The sequence below is a fragment of the Roseibium sp. Sym1 genome (assembly GCF_027359675.1).
Taxonomy (GTDB): domain Bacteria; phylum Pseudomonadota; class Alphaproteobacteria; order Rhizobiales; family Stappiaceae; genus Roseibium.
This window is the reverse complement of the sequence record NZ_CP114786.1, coordinates 1,757,484-1,781,363: the sequence shown is the minus strand read 5'-3', so window position 1 is coordinate 1,781,363 and position 23,880 is coordinate 1,757,484. Positions and strand designations below refer to the sequence as shown.

General features: G+C 61.8%; 17 protein-coding genes. 6 read left to right on the top strand and 11 right to left on the bottom strand.

The window, feature by feature from the left end; all coding sequences use genetic code 11:
• Positions 1-67: 67 nt before the first annotated feature.
• Together O6760_RS08130 and O6760_RS08125 are read left to right on the top strand one after the other, a co-directional pair.
• Positions 68-751, top strand: coding sequence for a response regulator transcription factor (locus tag O6760_RS08130; RefSeq protein ID WP_269584982.1), 684 nt, complete (start codon positions 68-70; stop codon positions 749-751).
• Between the two features lie 25 nt (positions 752-776).
• Positions 777-1,283, top strand: a complete 507-nt coding sequence (locus O6760_RS08125; RefSeq protein ID WP_269584981.1) for a Crp/Fnr family transcriptional regulator — start codon at positions 777-779, stop codon at positions 1,281-1,283.
• Between the two features lie 656 nt (positions 1,284-1,939).
• On the opposite strand, the gene O6760_RS08120 is transcribed toward O6760_RS08125, so the two are convergent.
• The 5 genes from O6760_RS08120 to O6760_RS08100 all read right to left on the bottom strand — a co-directional run bounded on the left by O6760_RS08120 (position 1,940) and on the right by O6760_RS08100 (position 6,282).
• Entirely contained in the window at positions 1,940-2,812 is an 873-nt protein-coding gene (locus O6760_RS08120; protein ID WP_269584980.1) for a sulfite oxidase heme-binding subunit YedZ, read from the bottom strand.
• Between the two features lie 114 nt (positions 2,813-2,926).
• The gene (locus O6760_RS08115; protein ID WP_269584979.1) at positions 2,927-3,835 is read right to left on the bottom strand and encodes a cupin-like domain-containing protein; all 909 of its coding nucleotides are present in this window, start codon (positions 3,833-3,835) and stop codon (positions 2,927-2,929) included.
• Positions 3,836-4,052: 217 nt separating this feature from the next.
• Positions 4,053-4,658 carry a 3-isopropylmalate dehydratase small subunit gene (gene leuD, locus O6760_RS08110; RefSeq protein ID WP_269584978.1) on the bottom strand — a complete coding sequence of 202 codons (606 nt, stop codon included), beginning with the start codon at positions 4,656-4,658 and terminating at the stop codon, positions 4,053-4,055.
• A 22-nt stretch (positions 4,659-4,680) separates the two neighbouring features.
• Positions 4,681-5,631 carry an N-acetyl-gamma-glutamyl-phosphate reductase gene (gene argC / locus O6760_RS08105; protein WP_269584977.1) on the bottom strand — a complete coding sequence of 317 codons (951 nt, stop codon included), beginning with the start codon at positions 5,629-5,631 and terminating at the stop codon, positions 4,681-4,683.
• Positions 5,632-5,715: 84 nt separating this feature from the next.
• Positions 5,716-6,282 (bottom strand): peroxidase-related enzyme, encoded by a 567-nt coding sequence (locus O6760_RS08100; RefSeq protein ID WP_269584976.1) that lies wholly within the window; start codon positions 6,280-6,282, stop codon positions 5,716-5,718.
• Positions 6,283-6,399: 117 nt separating this feature from the next.
• On the opposite strand from O6760_RS08100, the gene O6760_RS08095 reads away from it, so the two are divergent.
• From O6760_RS08095 to O6760_RS08085, 3 genes are all read left to right on the top strand, one after another.
• A complete protein-coding gene (locus O6760_RS08095) occupies positions 6,400-11,211 on the top strand; it encodes an NAD-glutamate dehydrogenase (protein WP_269584975.1) in 4,812 nt (1,603 codons plus the stop codon).
• 246 nt (positions 11,212-11,457) lie between these two features.
• Positions 11,458-12,837 carry an MFS transporter gene (locus O6760_RS08090; RefSeq protein ID WP_269584974.1) on the top strand — a complete coding sequence of 460 codons (1,380 nt, stop codon included), beginning with the start codon at positions 11,458-11,460 and terminating at the stop codon, positions 12,835-12,837.
• Positions 12,834-13,223, top strand: coding sequence for a hypothetical protein (locus O6760_RS08085; protein ID WP_269584973.1), 390 nt, complete (start codon positions 12,834-12,836; stop codon positions 13,221-13,223). The genes O6760_RS08090 and O6760_RS08085 overlap by 4 nt, the downstream gene beginning before the upstream one ends.
• Positions 13,224-13,308: 85 nt before the next feature.
• Here the strand turns inward: O6760_RS08085 and O6760_RS08080 are convergent, their stop codons facing one another.
• The 5 genes from O6760_RS08080 to htpX all read right to left on the bottom strand — a co-directional run bounded on the left by O6760_RS08080 (position 13,309) and on the right by htpX (position 21,731).
• Positions 13,309-15,420, bottom strand: a complete 2,112-nt coding sequence (locus O6760_RS08080; protein ID WP_269584972.1) for a methyl-accepting chemotaxis protein — start codon at positions 15,418-15,420, stop codon at positions 13,309-13,311.
• 220 nt (positions 15,421-15,640) lie between these two features.
• Positions 15,641-17,257: a bifunctional phosphoribosylaminoimidazolecarboxamide formyltransferase/IMP cyclohydrolase gene (purH, locus tag O6760_RS08075; protein ID WP_269584971.1), complete on the bottom strand. Its 1,617-nt coding sequence runs from the start codon at positions 17,255-17,257 to the stop codon at positions 15,641-15,643.
• A 94-nt stretch (positions 17,258-17,351) separates the two neighbouring features.
• Complete coding sequence (locus O6760_RS08070) at positions 17,352-19,031, bottom strand: heparinase II/III domain-containing protein (protein ID WP_269586231.1); 1,680 nt, start codon at positions 19,029-19,031, stop codon at positions 17,352-17,354.
• Positions 19,032-19,241: 210 nt separating this feature from the next.
• Positions 19,242-20,618, bottom strand: a complete 1,377-nt coding sequence (locus O6760_RS08065) for an RsmB/NOP family class I SAM-dependent RNA methyltransferase (RefSeq protein WP_269584970.1) — start codon at positions 20,616-20,618, stop codon at positions 19,242-19,244.
• Between the two features lie 150 nt (positions 20,619-20,768).
• On the bottom strand, positions 20,769-21,731 hold the full coding sequence (gene htpX / locus O6760_RS08060) for a zinc metalloprotease HtpX (RefSeq protein WP_269584969.1): 963 nt from the start codon (positions 21,729-21,731) through the stop codon (positions 20,769-20,771).
• Between the two features lie 145 nt (positions 21,732-21,876).
• On the opposite strand from htpX, the gene O6760_RS08055 reads away from it, so the two are divergent.
• The gene (locus O6760_RS08055) at positions 21,877-22,140 is read left to right on the top strand and encodes a DUF1674 domain-containing protein (RefSeq protein WP_269584968.1); all 264 of its coding nucleotides are present in this window, start codon (positions 21,877-21,879) and stop codon (positions 22,138-22,140) included.
• A 45-nt stretch (positions 22,141-22,185) separates the two neighbouring features.
• On the opposite strand, the gene O6760_RS08050 is transcribed toward O6760_RS08055, so the two are convergent.
• Positions 22,186-23,715 carry a hypothetical protein gene (locus O6760_RS08050; RefSeq protein WP_269584967.1) on the bottom strand — a complete coding sequence of 510 codons (1,530 nt, stop codon included), beginning with the start codon at positions 23,713-23,715 and terminating at the stop codon, positions 22,186-22,188.
• Positions 23,716-23,880 lie beyond the last annotated feature (165 nt).

Sequence of the window (23,880 nt, the reverse complement as noted above, 5' to 3'; positions counted from 1 at the left end):
ACACGCTTGTGTCCATTGCGCAAGTTGACGTGATCGGTTTTTAGGCTTTTGGCGAGGAACGACGACGATGACCGCCCGCACGATATTGATTGTCGATGATGATAACGAACTGCGCGAAGCGCTGGTGGAACAGCTCTCGCTTTATGACGAGTTCGAGACCATCCAGGCGGATTCGGCAACTTCCGGCATCGCCATGGCGAAGGAAGAACATGTCGACCTGCTGCTCATGGATGTCGGCCTGCCGGATATCGACGGGCGGGAAGCGGTCAAGCTTCTGCGCAAAAGCGGCTTCAAGGCGCCGATCATCATGCTGACCGGCCATGACGGCGACAGCGACACCATCCTCGGCCTCGAGGCCGGCGCCAACGATTATGTCACCAAGCCGTTCAAGTTCGCGGTGCTGCTCGCCCGTGTCCGCGCCCATCTGCGCCAGCACGAGCAGAGCGAAGACGCCACCTTCGCCATTGGCCGCTATTCCTTCCGCCCGGCCGCCAAGGTGATGCAGGACGACGCCGGCTCCAAGGTTCGGCTGACGGAGAAGGAAACCTCCATTCTCAAGTTCCTCTACCGCGCCGGCGAAAAACCGGTCACCCGCGACGTGCTTCTGCATGAAGTCTGGGGCTACAATTCCGGTGTCACCACCCACACGCTGGAAACCCACATCTACCGCCTCAGGCAGAAAATCGAGCGGGACCCGTCCAATGCCGAGCTTCTTGTCACAGAAGCCGGTGGATATAAGCTTGTGCCGTAACGGGTAATCAGCGTAAATCTGGGGCATGAGCCTTGCCCAAGACATTGCGATTCTCAAACAAATCCCGATGCTTTCGGACTTTCAGGACGATCAGCTGCGCCTGCTCGCCTTCAGCGCCGAAAGCATGGATTACAGCAGCGGCCAGCGCCTGTTCGACCAGGGCGACCGCGCCGATGGCGGTCTTGTGATCACCGACGGCACGGTCAGCCTCCAGACAAAGGGCGCCGACGGCTTTGAGGAAATCGAACGGGTCGGCCAGGGCACGCTTCTTGGCGAAACCGCCCTTCTGGCCGAAAACAAGCGCCCCTGCCGGGCCGAGGCCGTCGACGCCGTGCGTATCATCCGTATTCGCCGGGCCCTCTTCAAGCGCATGATCCAGGAATATCCGGAGCTCGCCCAGCGCCTGCTCGACCAGCGTGTCAGCCATTTCCGCTACACGGTGTCCGCGCTGAAGCCGATCGGCGACAAGATGGCCGAACTGGAGCAGCTCAACGCCGAGCGGCGTGTCAAGGACGACGAAAAGCAGTCGTAGGCCTTTTTGAGGGGGCTTGCGGGCTCCCATCATTCCCAACCAGAGAAAATGTTCCCGGGCCTCGTCATTGCCGGACTTGATCCGGCAATCCATGCCGTTGCTTTACCAAATCAACCGCCCTGTCGAACGGGCCCGCAACGGCATGGTGCCCATGGTCAAACCAACTGCTGTCCGGTTAAGCAGGAGCCTCTGTACGCAAACAGGCTTTCCCGCTTGTTCCAGTCTCTCCCTCCAAGGGCAAGGCAATCGCATTTGCAATTCCTCGTCAAAGCCCTTGGCAAATACGTTACCTTTGGAGTCATCCCGGCCAAGCGCAGCGCGAGCCGGGACCCACTCGCAGATCCGCATACCCAAGCGTACGGTGCGTATTCGAAAGGTGCCTTTGCTTCTCCACTCTGCAAACGAGTGGGCCCCGGGTCTCACTTTGTTCGCCCGGGGTGACACCGATGTCTGTGGGGTGTTTTCTTCAATTGCGATTGCCCAGCCCTCCAGGGGGGAGAGGGGTGCAAGCGGCAAGGCACTGCGTGTCCCGGATCGGGACAAGCGTAACTATCGACAATGAATCAATGACCTGTTGAAACTGAGCCGCGTTAAACCGGACACCAGTGGTTTAAGCCATGGGATGACGACAAAGGGATACTTGTCCGAGAGTGATCTTACACCCGCCTCAGCCCGAACTTCGGTCGCACCAGTCCGGCAACCGCCTGCACCAGCGCCGCAGCCGCGATCCCCAGCCCGGCAAGGCCGACCCACACGGCCGGGCGGATCGCTGTCGCGATGTCGAAATTCGCCGCGAAAACCCGGTCCGCGGGAATGCCGGTGGCAAGCGCGTACCAGGCATATTCAATGCCCGCCGTTCCGAGCGCCGCCAGGACTGCACCGCCTGCCAGGACCAGAGGGTTCGAGATGTCGACCCCTGCCTTCACGGCCCCCCGGTAAAGCATCAACAGCACGAACAGTCCCGCCATCAGGGTCGGTTCGGTGACGTCCGATTTCGACTGCAGGAAGAAATGCACCAGCGCCAGAACCCCGAGTCCGTAAACAAGGCTGTGCAGGCGCTGCCAGTTGCGGCCAAGCTTGCGGATTGCCGTGTCGAAGGAGGTTGCGCCAAGGGCCGACAGGCCGAGCAGCGCGGCAAAGCCGATTGTCAGGTAGATGCGTTGACCGATTTCGGAAGCGACCTTCAGGAGATTCCACTGCTCCTGGGCTGCATAGAGGCCGAGATGCAGCAATGCATAGGCCAGAACGGACAGCCCGATCATGCGCCGGAGACCTGCGATCCGGTTCCAGGAGAAGATCCTCCTGAGCGGTGTCACCGCAAGGCTCAGCAGCAGGAACCGCACTGCCCAGTCCCCGCTGGCATGCAGCGCCGCCTCATAGGGTTCGGCCTGAACAGGTCCGAAGGCGAGGCCGGACAGGAGCGTGACCGCGGGCAGCAACAGGCAGAGAAAAACCGCCAGGCGCAACGGACACAACTTGCCGCGCCGGTTGGTCCAGGGCGCGTAGGGGGCCAGGGAAGACAAGGTCATGGAAAGGATTTAGCCCTTCGGGCTGAAGATTTCATCAAACAGCTCTTCAAGCCTGTGTGAGACGCCCGCGACCAACCTCGAGGGTGCACGCTCATGGCACCGACGGCCACGCGATCAGGTCTTGTCGACCTTCCTGAGCGTCGCGCGAACCGTGGAAAGCGTCATCAGCATGCCCGGAACGCTGAGCAGTTCCTTGAAGCAGCGCGTGAACAGCGCCGTACGGCCTGGCGTATAGGGCGCGCGGATGAAGGCCTTCAGCCCCCAGCCGATGCCGCCCACCTTGGGCATCGCCCCGATCACCTTTGAGTAGCCGTTCCGGACGAAGACCCATTTATGGTTCTTGAAGGAGTCCAGCACCCTGATCCGTTCGATGTCCCGCTTGAATTCCCGGGACAGGATCGACGTTGCGCGTTTCGTGAAGGTCCAGTTGATATTGATGTTCACGTCTTCCTTGGCAACCGCCCGGTGATACCAGTAGGGCGGAACGTAGAGCAGGTCGCCTTCTTCGAGGTCGAACTTGTAATAGTCCCTGGAGCGCAGAAGCTTCTCTTCCGATTTCAGAAGCGTGAAATTGGTAAAGGGATAGCAGGGCAGAGGCGTTTCCGGCGACACCAGCACCCATTCCTTGCGCCCCTTCACCTGGACGGTGATCACGTTTTCCGCATTTGTGTCGTAGTGGAATTCCGTCCGGTTGTGCTTCCTGTTGATCCAGAAGCGCCAGGCAATGGAATCCGGCATCACCTTGTCCGACCTCAAAATTTCCTCAAGGAAGTCCGGCATCACGATGTCGTCCTCGAGGACCGGTTTCCGGCTGACGAAAAAAACACCCCTGTCCTTGACACTCGGGTTTCCGTGCAGATCGGCCCGCAACCGCTCCGGAGTCCATTTGCCCCGCGCCGGCCAGTCCTTCGCCAATCCCTTGATGAGTACCGGTCGCTCCGGCCCGCTGAAGGTTTCGAGAAACGTTTCACGGCTTGGGACTTCGCTGACGGTCGTGATGGTTGGCGGGGATCCGTTGTTCATGTATGTCCCGTATCGAATGATGCGTTTCGGCTGGCAATGCCGGAAAGGCAGCGGCCAATAAAATCAATCGTCTTGCAGTAAAACGACGCTAGTCACATCGTTAATTCATATCAAGTTGAAACAACAACGTCTTTTCAGGATACGCCTGCCAGGCAGTCGGAAATAGAAAAAGCCGGGCCAAATGACCCGGCTTTGCCAAACAATCGGTGAGATACCCTCACACCCAGGGACGGCTCTCGCCCATCTTGCCTTCGAACGTGTCGATCTGGTCCGCCTTGGCCATGGTCAGGCCGATGTCGTCGAGACCGTTCATCAGGCAGTGCTTGCGGAAATGGTCGATCTTGAAGGCGATGTCGCCGCTTTCCAGACCCTGGATCTCCTGGTTTTCCAGGTCGATGGTCAGCGTGAAGTTGGAACCCCGCTCGGCCGCATGCATCAGCGTGTCGAGTTCATCCTCCGAAACCTGGATCGGCAGGATGCCGTTCTTGAAGCAGTTGTTGTAGAAGATGTCGGCGAAGCTGGTGGAGATCACGCAACGGATGCCGAAGTCCAGCAGTGCCCAGGGGGCATGCTCGCGAGAGGAGCCGCAGCCGAAATTGTCACCGGCAATCAGGATCTTGGCGTTGCGGTAAGCGGCCTTGTTGAGCACGAAATCCGGATTTTCCGAACCGTCGTCATTGGCGCGCATCTCGTGAAACAGCGCCGTGCCGAGACCGGTGCGCTTGATGGTCTTCAGGAACTGCTTGGGAATGATCATGTCCGTGTCGATGTTCACGATCGGCAGAGGGGCCGCGACACCGGTCAGGGTTTCGAATTTTTCCATGTTTTTCTCCCGAAAGGATGGCTCAAGCGGCAAGGCTTGTGGTCTGGTCGACACCGAGCATCAGGTTGAGGTTCTGGACGGCCGCGCCGGACGCGCCCTTGCCCAGGTTGTCATAGACGGCAAGGATCACGGCCTGCGCCCTGGCATCATTGGCAAAGACGTGCAGGCGCAGCGTGTTGGTGTCGTTGAGGGCCTGGGGGTCGAGGATGTCGGCGCGTTCCAGCGCCTCCAGCGGTGCGACCTCGACAAAGCCGCCGGCACTCGCGGCGAAATGATCGGCCAGTGCGGCATGCAGCTCTTCGCCGGTCGGCACCTTGGCAAGACCGGCCAGGTTCAGGGGCACGGCGGTCAGCATGCCCTTGTAGTAGTTGCCGACAGACGGCGTGAACAAGGGAGCCGAGTCGAGCAGCGCGTATTCCGTCATCTCCGGCAGGTGCTTGTGATTGAAGCCGAGCGCATAGGGAGCGAACTCGTTGGCCGAGGTGCCCGCGGCCTCGTAGTCGGCGATCATGCCCTTGCCGCCACCGGAATAGCCGGAAATGCCGTGATAGGTGAAATTGAACCCTGCGGGAATCAGCCCGGCTGCGATCAGCGGCCGCACGGCGGCAATCAGCCCCTGCGGCCAGCATCCCGGATTTGCAACCCGCATGGCGGCGGCGATGATATCGCCCTGGTCGGCGTCCATCTCTGCAAAACCGTAGGCCCAGCCCTCGGCGACACGATGGGCGCTCGAGGCATCGATCACCCGCGTGGTGTCGTTCTCGATCAGCGCAACGCTCTCCTTGGCCGCCGCATCGGGCAGGCACAGGATGGCAACGTCCGCCTTGTTGAGATGGTCGGCCCGGGCGGCCGGATCCTTCCGGCTTTCCTCCGGGATCGAGATCAGCTCCAGGTCGCGGCGCATGGCAAGACGCTCGCGGATCTGCAGACCCGTCGTACCGGCTTCGCCATCAATGAACACGCGCGCGACCATGGCCCGCTCCTCTCCTTTTGATAAGTCGGGAGCGTCATACACCCAAACAACGGCCTTGTCACCGCCGAGACTGGAGCCGTGAGCTCAACGGGCCCTTGAGTGATACTCATCATTCGGGCGCATGTCGGATGCCGCCGCGACGCGGTTGGACATGTTGAAGAACCCCGTCACGGACGCGATGTCCCAGATGTCACGGTCCGTGAACCCCACATCCCGAAGCGCCTGGCGGTCACCTTCCAGGATCTCGGCAGGCCTTTCCGTCAACTTGACGGCAAAGTCGAGCATCGCCCGCTGCCGGTCGGACAAGTCGGCCACCCGGTAGTTCATCACCATGAGCTCGCCGAGCACCGGATCGCCCGAAAGTTCGCGCACCGCGGCGCCATGGGCGGTCAGGCAGTAAAAACAGCGGTTGACCGCCGATACCGCAACGGCAATCATCTCCCTCTCCAGCTTGCTGAGACCGCACTCGGCCAGCATGAGGTCGTTGTACATGTCGGTGAAGGCACGCAGCTTCGTTTCGTCGAAGGCATAGGCCTGGAGGACATTGGGCACCAAACCCAGTTTCTCCTCGCACACGTCGAAATACGCTCGCGTTTTTTCACTTAATGTTTCATTTGAATCGATTTGCAAGGCCGTGACTTTACTTGACAATTTGCTCCTCCCGTCATGAAACCTTTTATGTCGCGACAATATGAACTTAAGTCGTAGGATAACCTAGACCGACAATGCGACAGAGCCAAACCATACGATCGCCTAAGGGGATGGAAAATGCCGGACAAACACGACGTCGAGAAACTGAAACTCATCGACGCGGTCCAAGCAACCTTGAGCCAGGAAGATCCCGCCCTCGCCGAGTTCTCCCACGCCTTTTATGACAGGGGCGCGGCCGAAGATCTCGTTACCTATTCGGCGGAAGAGCTGATCGGGTTCGTCCGGGATGCCTGGCAGGACTTCCAGAATCATGAACTCGGCACCCACCGCGTCAGCATTTCGGATCCCGCTTTCAAGGCCGACAGCAAGAAGATCAAGGGGTTGAGCGTCATTGAAGTCGTCAATGACAACATGCCTTTCCTGGTCGACTCGGTGATGGACGAACTCCAGGAAAGCAAGCTGGAAGTGCACCTGGTCCTCCACCCGATCTACATCGTCGAGCGCGACGAAAACGGCAAGCTGACCTCGTCCGTCGCCCGCAAGAAACCGCCGAAGCGCACCGACCGCCAGGAAAGCCTGATCCATATCCATGTAACCAGGATCGATTCCGACGACGCCCGGGCCGACCTGCAGGCGCGCCTGGACAAGGTCCTGAAAGACGTCCGCTCGGTGGTCTCCGATTTCAAGCCGATGCAGGAACGTCTGGCTGAGGCCATCGACACCTACAAGACCACCCAGATCCCCAGCAGCAGCGACGACCTGTGGGAGGCCATCCACTTCCTGGAATGGATGGAAAACGACAATTTCATCTTCCTGGGCATGCGCGAATACACGTTCGAAGGCGGCGTCGAGGAAGGCGAACTCTCGCCCCATGAGGGCACCGGCCTCGGTCTCCTCACCGACCCGGATGTCCGGGTCCTGCGACGCGGCTCCGAATTCGTGCAGATCACGCCGGAAATCCGCGAGTTCCTGAAGAAGCCGGAACCACTGATCATTGCCAAGGCCAATGTCAAGAGCACCGTGCACCGGCGCGTGCACATGGACTATGTCGGCGCGAAACTCTACGACGACGACGGCAACCTGATCGGTGAATTGCGCATTGTCGGCCTGTTCGCCTCCACCGCCTATACTGAACCGACCAGCACGATCCCGTTCCTGCGCCGCAAGGTCGCCAGCGTGCTGGCCCGGGCCGGTTACGGGTCCGAAAGCCATTCCGGACGGGCGCTGCGCAACGTCCTGGAGGCGTTCCCCCGGGACGAATTGTTTCAGATCGAGCGCGAGCGCCTGTTCGACTTCTCGATTGCCATCCTGCAGCTGGATGAAAGACCGCGTATCCGCGTGCTGTCGCGTCCGGACAAGTTTGACCGCTATGTCTCCATACTCGTCTTCGTTCCGCGGGACCGCTATTCCACGGAGGTGCGCCTGAATGTCGGCACCTACCTGGCGTCCATTTACGAAGGCCGGGTATCCGCCTGGTACGTGACCTATCCGGAAGGACCGTTGGCGCGGGTGCATTACATCATCGGCCGCGACAAGGGTGAGACGCCGCAGCCGGAGCAGGAAGAGCTGGAGACGGCGGTTGCCGACATGGTACGCACCTGGTCCGACAGTGTCCGGGATGCATTGAAGCAGGAATTCGCACCGGCCCGGGCCCGCAAACTGGCCGACCGTTACGCACTGTCCTTCCATGGCGGCTACAAGGAAGTCTACAACGCCCAGTCCGCGCTCTACGACATCGTCAAGCTGGAAACGCTTTCGGAGCGCAACGACACCACGATCAGCTTCCACCGGCCCAAGGGCACCAGGGAAAACCGGCTGGCACTCAAGGTCTATCACCGCGGGTCGCCGATCCCCTTGTCGGCGCGCGTGCCGATGCTGGAAAACATGGGCTTCCGGGTGATCAACGAGCGGACCTATCGCATCACCCCGGCCGACGCGCCCATGTCCTATCTGCATGAAATGACACTCGAGGCACGTGGCGGCGAGGACATCGACTTCACCGACCAGCTGCAGACCCGGCTGGAGAGCATGTTTATCGCGGTCTGGACCGCGCAGGCCGAGGATGACGGCTACAACCGCCTCGTTCTCACCGCCGACCTTGCCTGGCGCGACATCGCCGTCATCCGCGCGCTGTCCAAGTATCTGCGCCAGGCCGGCATCCGCTTTTCCGAAGACTACATGTGGTCGACGCTCAACAATTACCCGTTGATCACCGCCAAGCTGGTCGAGCTGTTCCACCTGCGCTTCAACCCGGCCGTCACCGAAAAGGACCGGGACCTGGGCACCGAGCGGCTCGAGGGTGAACTCACCTCCAATCTGGAAGAAGTTGCCAGCCTCGACGACGACCGCATCCTGCGCCGGTTCCAGAATGCCATCGAGTCGGTCCTGCGCACCAACTTTTACCAGCTGGACGGCAAGGGTCAGCCAAAGCCGGTCTTTGCCTTCAAGATCGACAGCCGCATGATCGACGACCTGCCGCAGCCGCGTCCGTTCCGCGAAATCTTCGTCTACAGCCCGCGGGTGGAAGGCGTGCATCTGCGCTTCGGCATGGTTGCCCGTGGCGGTTTGCGCTGGTCGGACCGGCCGCAGGACTTCCGCACCGAGGTGCTCGGCCTGGTCAAGGCCCAGCAGGTCAAGAACGCCGTGATCGTCCCGGTCGGCGCCAAGGGCGGGTTCGTGCCGAAGAACCTGCCGCCGATGAGCGACCGCGACGCCTGGTTCAAGGAAGGCACCGAGAGCTACAAGATCTTCATCAACGCGCTGCTCGACGTCACCGACAACCTCGACGAGGACAAGATCGTGCCGCCCGAGCAGGTCAACCGCTTCGATGGCGACGATCCCTATCTCGTCGTTGCCGCCGACAAGGGCACGGCGACCTTCTCGGACACCGCAAACGGCATTTCCGAAGGCCGGCATTTCTGGCTTGGCGACGCCTTTGCCTCCGGCGGGTCCGCCGGGTACGACCACAAGAAAATGGGCATTACGGCCCGCGGCGCCTGGGAGGCGGTCAAGCGGCATTTCCGCGAGATGAATCGCGACATCCAGACCGAGCCGTTCACGGCTGCCGGTGTCGGCGACATGTCCGGCGACGTCTTCGGCAACGGCATGCTCCTGTCGAAAGCCACCAGACTGGTCGCCGCCTTCGACCACAGGGACATCTTCATCGACCCGGATCCGGACCCGGCAACCACCTGGGAAGAGCGCAAGCGCCTGTTCGACATGGGCCGCTCCTCCTGGAAGGACTACAATGAAAGCCTGATTTCAAAGGGCGGCGGTATCTTTTCCCGCCAGTTGAAGTCCATTCCGCTGTCGCCGGAAATCCAGGCGCTCCTGAACCTGCCGAAATCCAGCGCGCCGCCGCAGGAAGTCATGATGGCGATCCTGAAGATGGAGGTCGACCTGCTCTGGTTCGGCGGCATCGGCACCTATATCCGCGCCACGACGGAAACCGACGCGGATGCCGGCGACCGCGCCAACGATCCGATCCGCATCACCGCGCCGCAGCTCGGCGCCAAGGTGATCGGTGAAGGCGCCAACCTGGGCCTGACGCAGCTGGCCCGGATCGAATTCAACAAGAAAGGCGGGCGCTGCAATTCCGATGCGATCGACAATTCCGCCGGGGTGAATTCCTCCGATATGGAGGTCAACATCAAGATCGCCCTTGGCGCCGCGGTGAAATCCGGCAAGCTGACCCTGGAACAACGCAACACGCTGCTCGCCGAGATGACCGACGAGGTCGCCGACCTTGTTCTCAGGAACAACTACCTGCAGACCCTGGCCATCTCCATGACGCACCTGCAGGGCATGGAGGATTTCGGCTACCAGGTGCGCATGATGCGCCAGCTGGAACAGGCGGGATTGCTGGACCGGGTTGTCGAACAGCTCCCGGACGAGGCCACGCTCGACGAGATGCGCAAGGCCGGCCAGCTGCTGACCCGTGCAGAACTCGGCGTGCTGCTGGCCTATGCCAAGATCACGCTATACGACGCGCTCCTGGAAAGCTCGGTTCCGGATGACGACTATCTCGCCCGCGAGCTGTTCCGCTATTTCCCCGACCAGATGGCGACCACCTATCAGGACGAGATCAACGGTCACCGGCTGCGCCGCGAGATCATTGCCACGATGCTGGCCAATTCCATGATCAACCGCGGCGGACCCACCTTCCTGACCCGCCTGATCGATCAGACCGGGGCCACGACGACGGAAATCGCGCAGGGCTTCGTCGCCGTGCGCAACAGCTACGACCTGACCGATCTCAACACGGAAATCGACGCGCTCGACACGAAGATCGACGGCGACCTGCAGCTTGAACTCTATTCGGAAGTCCAGAGCCTGTTGCTGGAACGGGTGGTCTGGTTCAAGCGCAACGTCTCCTTCGACAAGGGCCTGTCGGCGGTGGTCGAACGCTTCCGGTCCGGCATCGCCGCGCTGCGCGGCCGGCTGGAAGCGGTGCTGCCCGAGGAACCGGCCGCCGTCCTGAACCAGCGCGCTGCCGACTTCGTCGAGAAAGGCGTTCCCGAGCCGCTGGCCAGGCGGATTGCCTGGCTGCTGGCCGAGAACGCGATCCCGGACATCGTCATCGTGTCGGAGGAAACCGGCGCGGATCTCGATACGGCAGCAACCGCCTATTACCAGGTCGCGCACAGTTTCCAGATCGGCTCCATGCACGAACGGGCCAATGATCTGGATGTGCGGGACTATTTCGACGGCCTGGCGCTCGACCGCGCCCGCGCGACCCTGTTCGGTGCCCATCGGGCCCTGGCGGTCGAAGCGGTTCGCGACGGCGGCTTCTCCTGCTGGCTGGAGAATCACGAAACCCAGGTGGTGCGCACCAAGCGGGCGGTCACCGAGATCCTCGACGGCAGCCTGAGTGTTTCCAAGTTCTCCGTCGCGGCCAGCCTTCTGTCGGAAATCTGCGGCAAGGCGTGAGCCTGGTGGCGTCAACAATTGCGGCTGGCGGAGTATCCGCCGGCTGCAGATTCAAGATGGACTTAATCCCACTGCCCTCGTCATCCTGATGAGGCGCAAAGCGCCGTCTCGAAGAATCGGCGGCGAATTCCAACACAAGTGGCCGATCCTTCGAGACGGGCTTTGCCCTCCTCAGGATGACGCTGAACAAGTTGATTGGCTTGGCACTTCAGCGGCGTCAGCCGCCTTTCTTAAGGACCTTCGAAAATGACCGTCACTTCCGAAGTTCCTCCGGCCAAGACCGACCCGCGGGCCGTGCTGTCCTGGGCGCTGTTCGACTGGGCCGCGCAGCCGTTCTTCACGCTGATCACCACCTTTGTCTTTGCCCCCTATTTCGCTTCGGCCCTGGCCGCGACACCGGCGGAGGGTCAGGCGCTCTGGGGGTATGCCACCGCCGCCGCGGGCCTCGGCATTGCGCTCACCGCCCCCGTGCTCGGTTCCGTCGCCGACGCGACCGGCCGCCGCAAGCGCTGGATCCTTGTCTTCTCGATCCCGTTCGTGATCTGCTGCTGGGCCTTCTGGGAGGCCGCGCCAGGAAGCGCGCACGGTATCCTGATCGCACTCGTCGCCTTCGGCATCGGCACCTTCTGCATCGAGGTCGCGACTGTCTTCAACAACGCGATGATGCCGTCTCTTGTGCCCCCGGAGAGGATCGGCCGACTGTCGAGCTTCGGCTGGGCCATGGGCTATGCCAGCGCCCTGATCACGCTCCTGATCACTCTCGGGTTCCTGGCCGCCAGCGCGGACACAGGCAAGACGCTGCTTGGAATGACGCCTCTCTTCGGTCTCGACCCGGCCACCGGCGAGGGCGACAGGGCCTCCGGCCCGTTCTCCGCATTGTGGTATCTGGTCTTTGCCCTGCCGATGTTCCTGTTCGTGCCGGACGTGCCGCACCAGGCCAGCCTCGGCCCCGCCATTCGTGCCGGGTTGAACAGCCTGAAGGCAAGCCTTGCCCAGGCACGGTCCAACCGCAACATCTTCCGGTTCCTGCTGGCCAACATGATCTTCAAGGACGGATTGGTGGCGCTGTTCGCCTTTGGCGGCATCTATGCGGGTGGCCAGCTCGGCTGGGGCGCCATCGAAATCGGCACGTTCGGCATCATCCTGACCATCACCGGCACTTTGGGCCTTGTGCTCGGCGGCCCCATGGACGACCGTTTCGGCGCCAAACCCGTGATCGTCTTCGCGCTGGTCGTGCTGATGTTCTGCGGGCTGGGCATGATCTCCATCGACAAGGACACCGTCTTCTTTGTCGTCAGGACGGCAGCGGCTCCGGAAGGCGCCCTGTTCGCCTCCCTGCCGGAACAGATGTTCATCGGCCTCGGCGCGGTCATCGGCGCGGTGTCCGGCCCCTTGCAAGCCTCCTGCCGCAGCCTGCTGGTGCGGCTGGCGCCGGCGGAACACATGACCCAGTATTTCGGTCTCCTGGCCCTGTCGGGAAAGGTCACCAGCTTTCTGGCCCCGCTCGCCGTCGGCATCGTCACCAGCCTTTCCGGCAGCCAGCCGGCCGGCATGTCGGTGATCCTGGTGTTCTTCGGCGTGGGCCTTGTGTTGCTCCTGAAGGTGCGCGAGCGGGAGATGGCATGAGTTCTGATTATGTCGGCTTTCCACGGAACAAGAAGGAAGAACGGTTATCGGCACTGCCGATCGCGTTGTTGCTGGATTATGCAAAGACGGTCTTGAGCGATCCCGAACTGCTTGAAAGACTAAAAACGGGTTGGGATCGCAATATCACATCCCGCTGGACAGATGACCAATTTGCGGAGCTCGCATGGCTGGAAGAAAAACAAGGCGAACAGTTTCTCTCCTCCAAGGGGTATCATGGACTGTACGGACGCCACAAAGTCGCACTGGCCAAGGTCGAGAAAGCCATCATTGAGTACCTGAAAAGTCCTTCGGACGAATTCGAGCCTTTCCTACGGGAAAGACTTGAAGGATCCCAATTTGTCCTGGAGACCTATTCAACGGATTAGAGCTTTTCCGGCTGGATTGTCTGAGACAAACAAAAAACGTGCCGGCTTTCACCGGCGCGTTTCCCAATCAGCTTGAAACCTGGTGTCAGCCGACCTGGCGGACATTGGCGAGGAAGCCTTCGACTTCCTGGCGCAACCTGCCGGCCTCGCTTTGCAACACGTTGGCCGACGCCGACACCTGGCGCGCCGCGTTGCCGGTATCGTCGGCCGATGCCGCCACCTTGACAATGTTCTGGGCGACTTCCTGGGTACCGTTCGAGGCCTCCTGGATGTTGCGGGCGATCTCGTCCGTGGCCAGGCCCTGCTGCTCCACGGAGCTCTGGATCGAGGACGAGATCTCGTTCATCTTCTCGATGGTTTCGGAGATACCCTTGATAGCCTCGACGGAACCGGCGGTTTCCGTCTGGACCGACTGGATCTGCAGCGAGATTTCCTCGGTCGCCTTGGCGGTCTGGTTGGCGAGTTCCTTCACCTCCGCCGCCACGACGGCAAACCCCTTGCCGGCTTCTCCGGCGCGGGCCGCTTCGATGGTGGCGTTCAGGGCCAGCAGGTTGGTCTGCTCGGCGATATCCGTGATCAGCTTGACCACTTCACTGATCCGGTTGGCGGCTTCCGCCAGCCCCTCGATCTTGCTGTTGGTCGACTGGGCCTGATCGACGGCATGAGCGGCGATTTCCGTCGACTGGGTCATCTGGCGGGAAATCTCACCGACCGATGCCATCAGCTCCTCGGCGGCCGAGGCAACCGTTTCAACGTTGGAGGATGCCTCTTCCGAGGCCGCCGCGACAGCCGTGGACTTGTCGCTGGTATCGTCCGCGCCGGCCGTCAACGTGCCGGAAGCGGCGTTCAGGTCTTCCACCTGGGTCATGACGGTCTGAGTCAGCTCGGAAATCTGGCGGTCGAAATTCTGTGACAGCTCGCTGATCCGCTCCGCCCGGGCCAGTTGCTGGCGCCGTGCTTCTTCCTGTTCGGCGGCGAGCGCCTCGGCTTGCCGGGCCTTGTCGCGGAACACTTCCAGCGCCTTGCTGATTTCGCCGATTTCATCGGCGCGGTCCGTGTCGTGGATCGGCTCGTCGTAACGGCGGTCGATCAGCGCCTGGATGCTGGAGACAGCGCGTTCCAGAGGACGGCGGACAATCGTGTTGCCGACCAGGTAGATGGACAGGGCAACAACAATCAGCAGCACGATGCCGACACCGATGATCAGTGCCGTGATTTCGGACGAGGCCGCATTCAGCGTGTCGAGCGGCACGTTGACCACGACCGCCATCTTTGCATCCGTCCCGGAAATCTCGACGGGTGTGACGATGCGGTGCACGTTGGTGCCAAGCGTGTTGGAATAGCCGTCATAGGCGAAAGGTTCACCGGCCTTGACCGCTGCCAGCAATGCGTCGCGAACCGCCAGATCCGCATCGGAACGGCCTTCCGCCCATGACTTGCCGAGCACCGCGGGATCCGGATGGGCGATCCAGACGCCGTTCTGGGAGACCAGATGGACCGACCCGGTGTCGAGGGGGGTTTGCCTGCCGAGCGCCTCGGAAAGGGGCGTCAGAAGAATGTCGCCGCCGGCGACGCCGATGGTCTTGCCGCCATTCTTGATCGGAATGCTGAAGGAGACGCCCGTGACGGTCTTGCCGTCGGCTTCCCAACTGTAGGGCTCGGTGACATAGTCCTTGCCCGGAACAAACGCGCCGTTGAACCAGAGCTGGCCGGCATCGCTCATGTCACCGACCGCGATTTCCTCGATCGTCCGGTAGGCAAGGGTGCCATCCGCCTTGCGGAAGTAATAGGGCTGCCACGCGCCGTTCACGGCCCAGGTTTCATTGCCCTTGAACTCGGCGTCCCTGCCGTCGAGCTGGTCACCGACAATAACGCCCCAGGCGCCCGACAGGTCCTTGTTTGTAAGCGCCAGGTTCTCGACAACGGCGCTCCAGGCTTCACGGTCGGCGATGCCGCCCTTTTTCATGCCTTCGAGCGTGCTTGCAAGGGCCTGCGCCGATTTGAGCCCCTTTTCCAGACCACGCCGGACGAATTCGGCCTGTTCACGGGCCACCGTTTCCGCTTCGGCCTTGGCCAGGTCGCTCGTGATCTCCGAAGCTTTCCAGCCGATAAAGCTGATGCCGACCACAAGGGCAACCGTCAGGGCGGCGGCACTGGCCCCGATAAGCTTTGTTGTGACCTTCGCTTTTTTAAACACCCGTAGTCTCCGCAATTCTCAAGAAAGCGGCAGATGAACTGCCCCAACCTCTTCCAGAATACCGAAGCGGTGTTAACAAGGTCTTCAAGGAGTGAACGGTTCCAAGGTTATCCCGTCAGGTTTTCCAGTATTTTGGGAGCGTCGGGCGGAAGGTCTCAAACGGGACGGTCCCGGCCCTGAACGGGCCGGAACACAGAGACATTTCCGGAGCTGTTCCGCTTTAGTGGCGGAAGTGGCGCATGCCGGTCAGGACCATGGCAAGGCCCGCCTCGTCGGCCGCCGCGATGACCTCGTCGTCGCGCATGGAACCGCCCGGCTGGATGACCGCGGTGGCACCCGCCTCGGCCGCAGACAGCAGGCCGTCCGCAAAGGGGAAGAACGCGTCGGAAGCGACCACGCAGCCCTTGGTCAGCGGCTCCCCGAGACCTGCCGCCTCGGTCGCATCCAGAGCCTTGCGCGCTGCAATGCGGGCCGAATCCACACGGCTCATCTGGCCGGCGCCGACACCAACCGTGGCCCCGTCCCTGGCATAGACGATGGCGTTCGACTTGACGTGCTTGGCAACGCGGAAGGCGAATTTCAGGTCGGCCAGTTCCTGGTCGCTCGGTGCGCGCCTGGTCACCACCTTCAGGTCGAGATCGTCGACAACACCATTGTCGCGCGACTGCACCAGGAGACCGCCGGCCACGGACTTGACGAACAGGCCCTTGGCGCGGGCGTCGGCGAGACCGCCGGTGACCAGCAGGCGCAGGTTCTTCTTGGCGGCGATGATCTCGCGGGCGGCCTCGTCCGCGTCCGGAGCAATGATCACTTCGGTGAAGATCTTGACGATTTCCTCGGCCGCGGCCGCGTCCAGCGTCTGGTTCAGGGCGACAATGCCGCCGAAGGCCGAGACCGGGTCGCAGCGCAGTGCCATTTCATAGGCGTCTTTCAGGCTCGCGCCTTCCGCGACGCCGCAGGGATTGGCGTGTTTGATGATCGCCACGGCGCTGGTGCGGGCCGGGTCGAATTCGCTGACCAGTTCGAAGGCCGCGTCCGTGTCGTTGATGTTGTTATAGGACAGCGTCTTGCCCTGAAGCTGCTTCGCCGTGGCGACGCCCGGACGGTTTTCGCCGGTCTTGTAGAACCCTGCGGTCTGGTGCGGGTTTTCGCCGTAACGCATGACTTCGGCAAGCGCCCCGCCGACGGCGCGGTGCGCCGGTGTGGCTTCGTCCAGCTGCTCCGCCATCCAGTTCGAGACCGCCGCGTCATAGGCTGCGGTGCGGGCAAAGGCCTTCAGCGCCAGTTTCTTGCGCAGCGCGATGGGCGACTGGCCGCCATTGGCGTCGAGTTCGGCTATCACGGCTTCGTAGTCGGCCGGGTCGGTGACAACGGTCACATAGGCATGGTTCTTGGCGGCGGCGCGGGTCATGGCGGGCCCGCCGATGTCGATATTCTCGATCCCCGTCGCATAGTCGGCACCCGAGGCGACAACGTCCTCGAACGGATAGAGATTGCCGCAGAAAAGATCGATGCCGCCGATGCCATGATCCTTCATCGCAGCCTGGTGGTCGGCATCGTCGCGGATCGCCAGCAAACCGCCATGCACATTCGGGTGCAGGGTCTTGACCCGCCCGTCCATGATTTCGGGAAAGCCCGTCACCTCGGAAATGTCCTTGACCGCCAGCCCGGCGTCTTTCAGCGCCTTGAAGGACCCGCCCGTGGAAACCAGTTCGACACCGCGCTCTGCAAGCGCCCTGGCGAAATCGACCAGGCCGGTCTTGTCGAAGACCGACAGGAGCGCGCGTTTGACGGGAACGAGTTCCGGAACGGGAACGGCTTTGGACACAATGGCCATGAATTTGCCTCGCGATTGGGACGCCTTGGGAGAGTTGGCGTCGCCCTAGCACGTCTTCAGGCAAATCGGAAGCTCATCAGAAGTCGAAGCGCCGCTATTCTTCCTCCAGGGGCAGTTCTTCCAGGTCATCGAAATCGCTGGTGCCACGGCGGCTGAGCTTGGCGACGGCCGTCTTGCGGAACTGCCAGCTGACCGACGGCGCCTCCTGAAGCGATCCGGCAACCACGATCTGATCCGTCTTCCTGTGACCGTAGACATCTGACAGATAGATGCTTTCCTCCAGCATCACCTCGTTGCCCGGCGCCTCGAATTCCCAGGCTTCGCCGTCCCGGCAGACCAGCAGCACCGCCGAACCGCCCCTGACGAGCGAACTGCGCACGCTCGGGTGAAGGTGGAAACGGATGGCGTAGTGATGTTCCCGGTCGATCGGCCCGACCGCGCTCAGGGTGTCGACACCGTCCAGCACCGTGCCGTCGCCGGCAAGCCTCAGGTCGCGTTCGTGGATCACGTTGAACTCGGCGGCATAGCCGTCATGGGACGCGGTGACCCGGCTGCCCATGGTGTCGTCCTCGCGGGCGACCGGCACCTTTGCCGGCCCGGAAAGGATCGGGGCTCCGAGAATGTGGCCGAACGGCCTGTCGGACAGGAAACGGCAGGACGAGGTGTCCTCGACGACGACGGTCGAGTGGGCCGCTGTTGACCGGCTGACCCGGCGCCACAACGGGTTCGACTTTGGCGAGACGCCGCAATTCACCACGATCCGGTTGGCGCCGGAGGAAAACTCCAGCGAAAGGCAGCCCGCATGGGCGTCGGAGGATACGTTCAGGGCAGGAGAGGGGCCCGTATCGATCAGAACGACCGAACTTCCACCGCTCAGCCGCTGGTACCCGGAATGCGGCGCATTGACGGGCGGTGCGCCCCTTGCATCGTCATAGGCAAGGATGGTGGCAACCAGATCGCTGGGTGTCGATCCCATGCCGTTGAAATGCGCCAGGGCGCCGTCGCCATGCCGGAAGAACCTCAGCAGCGGCATCATCCGGTCCACCGATTGCAGCATCGCCGGCGGCACTTCCAGCCCCTGAGCGACAAATGCCTGCCGGACGGGAAGCAGATCGGCGAGAATATCGATCAGCGCCCGCGGGTTGCGGGAAATATGGCCACCATCAGGGAGGATCTGCCGGGTCAGTTCCTGGTCGAGACGGCGGATGCTCTGACGGGCAAACCGGCCCTGGCCCGCCATGGAGATACAGGCCGAGGCGATCGCCAGCGCGCCATGCAGCCGTTCGACACCATCCTCGGTCTCGTTGATGGTCTGGCGCAGGTAGCGCACCTGCCGTGCGAGCGACTTGACGAAACTCCGGTAAAAGTCATGGTCGCCGTCCTGAAGGATGAAGGGCGAATGCGCCAGCCAGGACAGGATCCGCCGGGTGACCACCGACGCTTCCCAGCCGATGTCATGCCAGCGTCCGGAATACCGGATCCAGTCCTCCACCAGCGCGCGGGCGTTCTGCCGGGAGATCTGGCTGTCGGACGCGCGCAGGTCGCGCAACCAGCCGAAACTGTGCAACTCGCGTTGCCAGTCCTCGTGCACTGCCTTGAGTTCGAAAGGCGAGCGCCCCTGTGTTTCCACAAGGTGCCCTGAAAACAGGAACCGGCCGCCATAGATATCGGCGGCGTTGGTCGCATCCGCGGTGCGCAGATCCTGCGGCGCGATCAGCAGACGCGCCGGCACAGCCGAAAACGGCTGCATGCGGAACAGCGGTCCGCCATGCATCCATTTCAGGGAACGTTGCCAAACATGCAGGGCCACAAGACGCCAGATTCGGCTTCTTTCACTGAGGCTTGCGATATTCACCAAACCATCCCCGATAATGATGGTTCATGCGCGTCTATGGGAACTCTCCGACCAAGAAAATACGAAAACGAACCATTAAGGTTAGCATTTCATTTAGAGAATCATTGCAAGTGAACGGTTTATGCAGCGTTAAAGACGCCTGAATCTGGCAGCGAAAAACCCATCCATACCATCGAAATCGTCAGTCCTTGCCGCCTTGTGACAGGGCAGGCAGCGCATATACCCCGTATTTGTGACAAGGTGTTCAAGACCGCCAACCTCGGCGGCTTCGACGGCCACCGGCTCGACCTTGCCGGCCTGGCGCTCCAGGAAAGCCGCTGCCTGCGCTTCCCCCTCGGCCGCTTCGAGCGAGCAGGTGCAATAGACGATCAAGCCGCCCGGTTTCACCCAGTTGATCACCCGGTCGAGCAGCTCCTGCTGGATTTCGGTCAGCTTTTCAATGTCATAGGGTTTCTTGATCCAGGGCACGTCCGGATGCCGGCGGATCGTGCCGGTGGCGCTGCAGGGCGCGTCGAGCAGAACCGCGTCGAACGGTTCCTGCGGCTCGAATTTGCGCAGGTCCGAAACGGACGTGGTCACGCTGAAGCCGAGCCGGGCCATGTTCTCCTCAAGCCGCCTCAGGCGGCCCTTGGAGATGTCGACGGCGGTCACGTCCGCTCCGGCCGCCGCGAGCTGGGCCGTCTTGCCGCCGGGGGCTGCACACAGGTCCGCGACCTTCAGACCCTTGACGTCGCCGAGCAGGCGCGCGGGCAGGGCCGCGGCGACATCCTGCACCCACCAGCTTCCGTCCTCGAAGCCGTCCAGCGCATCCACCGCGCCTTTCTTCAGGAGCCGCACGCTGCCGGCCCCGACAACGGCACCGCCGAGCCTGTCGGCCCAGGCCTCCGGGTCCGATTTCACGGTAAGGTCCAGCGCGGCTTCCGCCTGGTGCGCTGCGGCGATGTCCCGCGCGATCTCCGCGCCATAGGACTCTTCCCAGCTCTCCCGCATCCAGTCCGGCGTGTTCAGCAGGGTCGGATCGAGATCTTCCGTCACCTCGTCCTTTTCCCGCCCCAACCGGCGCAGGACGCCATTGACCAGGCCCTTGTAGGGCCGGGCGCGGCGGTCCAGGCCGGCATGGTCGACCGCCAGCGAAACGGCGGCGCGATCCGGAATGTCGAGAAACAGCATCTGGGCGATCGCCACGTGCAGAATGTCCAGCACCCGGCCGGTTTTTTCCGGGATCGGCCGGTCGAGCAGGCGCTCGAGGATTTCGGCGATCTCACCGCGGTGACGCAAGGCGGCACCCACAATGGCGCGAACCAGCGCGCGGTCGTTTCCGGCAAGCGCGCGGAACCCGGAATGGCCGGACGCGGCATCCAGCTCGCCATCGAGCGGGCGTTTCTTGTGAACGACATTGCCGAGAATGTCCGCGGCCACCTTGCGGGCCGCGAATCCCGGCTTTTCCGGTTTTTCCTGAGCCGGACCGGCCGCGGTTTTCTGTTTGTTGTTCGGCCGTCTGGTCACGGAGCCATTCCAATCGCGTCGTCGGCCGGAGAAAACCGGCCTGTCTCAAAACCAAGCGCCGCAGACCGGTCCTCCGGCTGCGGCGCGCTAGCATCATTCTAGAGCCGGGGCTGCCACCGTCAAAGCGGTTTTTGCCTGTTCCTGTCCGGCCTAGCCCCAGGGGCCTTTCGGATGGCGGGAGCCGCTCGACGGCACGGAGGAGGGACCTGCACCGGCGCGGGGCCCGGTTCCATGAGAACCCTGGCGGCCGAAAGACCCCGGACCGCCGGTGCCGAGACCGGAAGCCGCCAGCTTGCGCAATTCGTCGATCCGGTTCTGTGTGTTCGGGTGCGTGGAAAACAGGTTGTCCATGCGCTCTCCGGACAGCGGGTTCATGATGAACATGTGTGCCGTGGCCGGGTTCGCCTCGGCGTCCGGATTGTGGATTCGCTCCACACCGCCGGCGATCTTGCCCAGCGCGGAGGCCAGCCACATCGGCTCGCCGCAGATCTGGGCGCCCATGCGGTCGGCCGCGTATTCCCGGGTTCGCGAGATCGCCATCTGCACGACCATGGCGGCCATCGGCGCCACGATCATCATCAGCAGCATGCCAACGATGCCGAGCGGGTTGTTGCGGTTTCCGCCGAAGAAAAACGCGAAATTGGCCAGCATCGAGATCGCGCCGGCAATCGTCGCCGTGATCGTCATGATCAGGGTGTCGTGGTTTTTCACGTGCGCCAGTTCGTGGGCCATCACTCCGGCGACTTCCTCCGGTGACAGCATGTCGAGCAGCCCTGTCGTCGCCGCCACGGCGGCGTTTTCCGGGTTCCGGCCCGTGGCAAAGGCGTTCGGCTGCGGATTGTCGATGATGTAGACCTTCGGCATCGGCAGGCCGGCATTCTGCGCCAACCGCGCGATCATCCGGTGGAAATCCGGTGCGCTGCGCTCGTCGACTTCCCGCGCATGGTGCATGCGCAGCACCATCTTGTCCGCGTTCCAGTAGCTGAACAGGTTCATGGCCGCGGCGATGGCCAGGGCGATCACCATGCCCGCCTGCCCGCCGATCATGAAGCCGATGCCCATGAACAGGGCGGTCATTGCCGCCAGAAGCATTGCTGTGCGAATGTAGTTCATCGCTGCCGGGTTCCGGTCCTTGTCGTCACGAATTGTCCGGGCCGTTCCCGCCCGGGCTCGTCCAAAAGATGGGGAGTGCTGCCAATCTTGGCAAGATTACCCTATATAGACATGACAGAACCGTAATCCAGATCAGCCGAGACCCATGACGGACAAAACGGACAGCCCGACGACGGCCTACAGCCAGAACGACGCCCCCTCCCTGAAGACCGGTGTCGCGGAAGCCCCGAAGAAGCGCTTCGAAGAGCTGCCGCCGGCGGCCCAGCGCGCCTTGCAGGAAGCCGAGGACCGCCGCCGGGAGATCGATGCACGCCAGAAAGCCATGCCCGAAGAGGTCAACGGCCGCGGCGGACTCGAGCCGACCCGCTACGACGACTGGGAGATCAAAGGCCTGACGGTGGATTTTTGATCATATCCGTGCGCAGCGCCGGTTTTGTGTTCCACCAGCCGCTATTCAGCACCTGCCCCGACATTCTCCGGTTTCCTCGATGAATATTCCGCCGTGCTCAAGCCGACCTGCGGGCATCGGAACGCCTGATCGCAATAGGAAGTTGTGCGATCTCATCCCTGCAGGAAATCGGGCAAAAGGCTTGTCGATCGAAAAAGAACCGTCTCTCAACCTTCTCAGCGCACCGCTCTTCATCAGCTGGGCAAGTCCCGCATTGTTTGGCAACACGTCATACGTTTCCGCCTTGCCACTGGTCAGAATGTCTTCCGGTGCGACAATTTCAATTCCCCCCGGGTAGGTCCCGAGAAACTCTCGAACAATATTTGCGATCGCTGATGGCTCAGTCTCGCTATCGCTTGCCAAGGGGTTCGTCTCTTCAAAACCATTCTCTGTCATGCGAAAGCGCTGTTTCCCCTTGCGGATCACAAGGGCGTTGTAGCGACTGGCTGACGTTGCCGGCACTGGCTTTTTGTTTTGGCCGGACGGCACCTTCAATCTACCGAACCTGGAGTCGCTTATCATCTGAACCTTCCGTTCCAGAGCATATGTCAGCGCTGAATTTGCTCGGCTCCAGTCTATGGTCTCCGGTTGACTGGCAGAGGGAATATCGCAGTCGGATGATGACACGAATTCCACAATCTCCGCAGGCAGCCCTATCACACCAACAGCTTTACTACCGGCGCCGACAAAACGTTCCACGCGCTCGGTTGCGCCGGTAACGCGTAGAACCGTCACACCGCTCGGAACGGCAACAATGTAAAGCGGTTTGCTCCCCTTCTCGATCTCGAGTGTTGCGAAGCTGGTTTCTTCATCAAGACCATCGACAGCCGCCGTGGAGAGTGAGATTCCCCGGCCGCCCCCAATATATACGGCCAGCGCATTGGCTGAAGGTGCAGGCAGATTGCAGGTCCTGACCGGTTTCCGGCTTTTGAGATCGCCGGAGTAATTTGAAAGATGCTGCTCCTTCGCCTGAAGTGCGTCCTTGGCGATACTTTTGATTGAGGCTTTCACCTCTTCAACATCCACAACGCCATCGCCGTCGATGTCGAACTCCAGAAACGCCGTTGCCTGAAGTCCGCGACGTCCGGCCGACTCCCGCATTTCCGCAATTTCTGCATCGACCCGGTTCGCAATCTCCGCTCCGGATAATATACCGTCCTCATCGGAATCGACCTCGAGCACCATGGTTTCGAAGGAGACCCGCTCGTGTCCCTGAAGAATTCCTCTGACGCGGTCGATTTCCTTGGCCGACACGTTTCCGTCGCCGTCTAGGTCATTCCGCAGGATCTTGGAGAGCGTGTCTTGACGTTTTTTGGCCTCGTCCCGTCGCGCCACGGTGTCGGCGATGTCTTGCGTCAGCCTGCCTGATGGCGCCAATCTGAAGAGGTCATTGAACACGCGTTGCTGTACCGTCGGCACGTCCAATCCATTCACCACCAGACTGCGCACATGGTCGCTGGCTGATGAGGACGATTGGGACAGGGCGGGAGAAACGGCCATCAGCAAAGCGGATAAGGCAGCGATGCTGCGAAACATTCGGAAACCTCCAACCATAAATCTATACGTCCAAAAGCCACCCAATGGCGGCCACCACAACTTATAGGTTTACAGTCTGAATCGAAGCCTAATGCGCGCCTGAAATTGTAGAAGTAATCGAGGTATCGGAATATCCCCTAAGACACGGTCTTTCCCGCCCAGGTT